Annotated in this window: 4 protein-coding genes; all 4 read right to left on the bottom strand. The window is 53.3% G+C overall.

The window, feature by feature from the left end; genetic code table 11:
* The coding region (locus tag AAH187_RS17495) for a hypothetical protein (RefSeq protein ID WP_342349772.1) at positions 1-331 on the bottom strand (331 nt) is incomplete at its 3' end.
* A gap of 121 nt (positions 332-452) precedes the next feature.
* On the bottom strand, positions 453-1,856 hold the full coding sequence (gene lpdA / locus AAH187_RS17500) for a dihydrolipoyl dehydrogenase (RefSeq protein ID WP_342349773.1): 1,404 nt from the start codon (positions 1,854-1,856) through the stop codon (positions 453-455).
* Complete coding sequence (gene gcvH, locus AAH187_RS17505; protein ID WP_342349774.1) at positions 1,853-2,239, bottom strand: glycine cleavage system protein GcvH; 387 nt, start codon at positions 2,237-2,239, stop codon at positions 1,853-1,855. Before gcvH ends, lpdA begins: the two co-directional genes overlap by 4 nt.
* 111 nt (positions 2,240-2,350) lie before the next feature.
* A partial coding sequence (locus AAH187_RS17510; protein ID WP_342349775.1) for a hypothetical protein occupies positions 2,351-3,466 on the bottom strand: 1,116 nt, incomplete at its 5' end.

Genomic DNA, 3,466 nt, shown 5'->3' on the forward strand with positions numbered 1-3,466 from the left:
CTACAATTCGTCCAGCCAAAACCGGTCCAATGCCAGGAAGATGCTCTAATTCAGTTAAGGTGCCATCATTCAAGTCCACGGTAAATGCCGCAACTTCCCTAGGTTGCCCCTCTTCCCCCTCCACCATCACTTGAAGAGGTTGAACAACATCTCTCCCCGAAAGAGACACCACACTCACAACCTCGTCGGGAGGATCCGCGGAACCGGAAAGAAGTGTGAGTGATTCGAGAACACCTGGATTTTCGAGGGGAGCAACCGGAGAAAGCGAAGGCTGAGGCCACCCTACCCAATACACAAAACACACGCCTAAACCCAAAAAAGCCAATTTCAAGAGAAGAGAGCCTCCCCAGGAAAATTCGCCTGAATGCCTATCAGATAACTGCACCGAGCGGGCGCACGATCCCTTTGGTTCGATGACATTCATGCTGAATCAATCACTACGTCTCACGCCATTATCCCCGCTTCCGCACCTGATGAATAGCCATGCCCTCCACATCCTCGGCTGCCTCCATCAACCCTTCCGAAAAAGTCGGATGAGCATGGACCATGTCGGCGAGATCCTCGACGGTCAATCCACCCTGCATCGCCATGGCGGCTTCATGAATGAGGTCCGCCGCATGGGCACCGATAATATGGACACCAAGAATTTTCTTGGTCTGTTCATCCGAAATCACTTTGAAATGTCCAAAGGGTTCCCCGACAGCCTGGGCTTTTCCGAGACCGGCATATTTGAATCGCCCAATCGCGACCGCCAACCCACGTTCCCGGGCTTGGGCCTCAGTCAGCCCGACTCGCCCGATTTCTGGCAAAGTAAATATTCCTGCCGGAATGACATCATAGTTAATGGACTGCGGCCGGCCCATCGCATTTGAGACCGCCACCTTTCCTTGAGCCGAGGCAACATGAGCCAACATGAATTTTCCAGTCACATCTCCAATCGCATAAATACCGGGAACGGAGGTTTCCATTTTTTCGTTGACCAGAATTTCACCCTTGGGTCCCACCTCTACTCCAACCTGATCCAGCCCTAATTGGCCGGAGTTCAGACGACGCCCGACCGAAACCAGCATGTGGCCTGCAACCAGCTCTTCTCCCGACGCCAGAGTAACTCGCACTCCTTCATCAGCAGCCGCCCATTTCGTAATCTGCGTATTGAGATAAAGTTGAACCTTCCGTTTTTTCAACTCACGAGTCATGGTGGAAATGGTATCTTCATCCTCGAGAGGCAGCACCGATGGCATCATTTCCACGACGCTCACTTCCGATCCCAGCCCGCTCAACAGGCAGGCAAACTCACATCCTTCTACCCCGCCGCCGACAATCACCACGCTTTTGGGGATCTCCGTGAGATCCAACGCTTCCTTACTGGTCAGCACGCGTTGACCATCTATAGGAAACTGAGGCAGTTGAGGCCAGGAAGAACCCGTGGCAAGAATAATGGCTTCGGCATCGATGGTGGAGGAGGACCCATCAAGGTGGGTGATCCGCACTTGCCGGTTACTGACTAATTCACCTCGTCCAGGCACATGCGTTATTTTCCACTGCTTCAATAACGTGCCAATCCCCTTCACCAACCCACGAACCACTTCCTCCTTGCGTGCGACCATGCGGGCAAGATCATACGTCACAGGCCCTTCAATGTTGAGGCCAAACGGCTGGGCATGCCGAACCCGTTCACCGAGATCAATAAAGCCCAACAGAGTTTTACTGGGAATACAACCCCAATTCAGGCACACCCCCCCCAACACATGTTCTTCCAGGATCGTCACCGTGGCACCTAATTGGGCGGCACGAATAGCGGCCACATACCCACCAGGGCCCGATCCGACAATCACGATGCGGGGAGACGTGGTCATGATTCCTGTGACGCTAAAAATGCCGTGTATTGCTCCGGCGTCATCAACGCATCCACTTCACCAGGGTTGGCTAATTCCAGCACCGCGATCCACCCCTTTCCATAGGGATCCTGATTGAGCAGTTCGGGATGGTCTTGAAGCTCTGTGTTGACTTGAAGAACTTTTCCGGTCACCGGCGTGTAAATCGTCGAGGTGGCCTTGGTCGATTCCACTTCTCCCAATTGGTCTTCCGCCTGCAACGAGGTTCCGACTTTAGGAGCATCCACAAAAACTACATCCCCCAGGGCATCCTGAGCAAAATGACTGATGCCTAAGGTCGCCTTGTTCCCTTCCACGCGAATCCATTCGTGCTCCTTGTGAAAACGTAAATCCTGTGGCTCCATTCCTACCCCCTTTTGTTCAAAACGATGATGGCGTTCATATGTGTGTGTCTCCCATGCACCAGGTTGAGTGGGTGTACCCATCTCAATGGACCAGAGACACCATCAGAAAAATCAAGAAAAGGCGCGAAGATCGTGCACGACACCAATTCCCGAAGGAAACTCATCAAGAAGTGACGTGCTGCTCCCGGCTGTTCCCGGCGCAATGCGCTTTCCTCTCTCCGCCGGCACACTCACCCACACCCGACGGGGATCGTCAAGCACGGGAAGCAAGCGGGTTAACACGGCCTTTGTCGAGATGCGCCGGAGCTTCTCAATCGCCGACAGTTGATCGGACGACGACTGGCGATCGATTTCCGGTCGCACAAAGAAAAAGGAAAACGGGCGCCGGATGGCTTCCATGGCATCCTCGGCATAGTACACCAGAGCCCGAACCGGATCGGTCAATCCATGCGGGTGGAGTTCCAGACCACATTGAACCGTCAGGTGGCGTTTGCGAAGCTGGCTTATCAACTCCTCAACAACGGTCAAGCGCTCGCGAGCCTTCCAACCAGCCCATCGCCAAAACACGGAATCTTCTTCAAGAACACTTGAACCCTGCGTTGATCGACTCGGACCTTTAGATGGTCTGAGAGGTTCAAACCCGGGCTGAAAGGCCCGCACGGGTTCAAAGCTCACACCGAATGCGGTTTGAAAACGGATTAACCCCGAGCGGGATACCCCGTCATACATCCCCATGGGATAATCATCGAGAAACACCAGACCATCTACACCCTCCCCGGAAAGTTGCGCGAGGAATTGATCAAGAAATTGTTGATACTCTGGATGAAACAGATCAAAAAACCGGGAATCCTGAATCTGACGGGTGGTCACATTATAGGTGCGGTCGCGCCATTCCGGCAAAGGGGAATCGTGCCAATTACCAATACAACGGAGATTCACTCCGACGTACACCAACAGATGCAACTGGTGACTTCGCTCCACATATGAACGCAGGAGCGTTTGCAGATCAAGCAGATGACGAGGCGCCTTCAACGTCTGTGGTGGATCGGTGTGAAAGCCCGTTCCCTCGCACCCCAAATCAATCAGCAGCGTCGTAATTCCATCGGCCTTCATTTTTTTAATACCCTCGTCAAAACCACCACTGGCCGGCAATTGTTCCAGCGTTAACCGGATGGCCTGAGTGTGGAGAGGAGGCATCGTGAATTGTTCAAGTAACCGTTGAAGTTC

Source organism: uncultured Nitrospira sp. (assembly GCA_902500695.1).
Lineage (GTDB): Bacteria > Nitrospirota > Nitrospiria > Nitrospirales > UBA8639 > Nitrospira_E.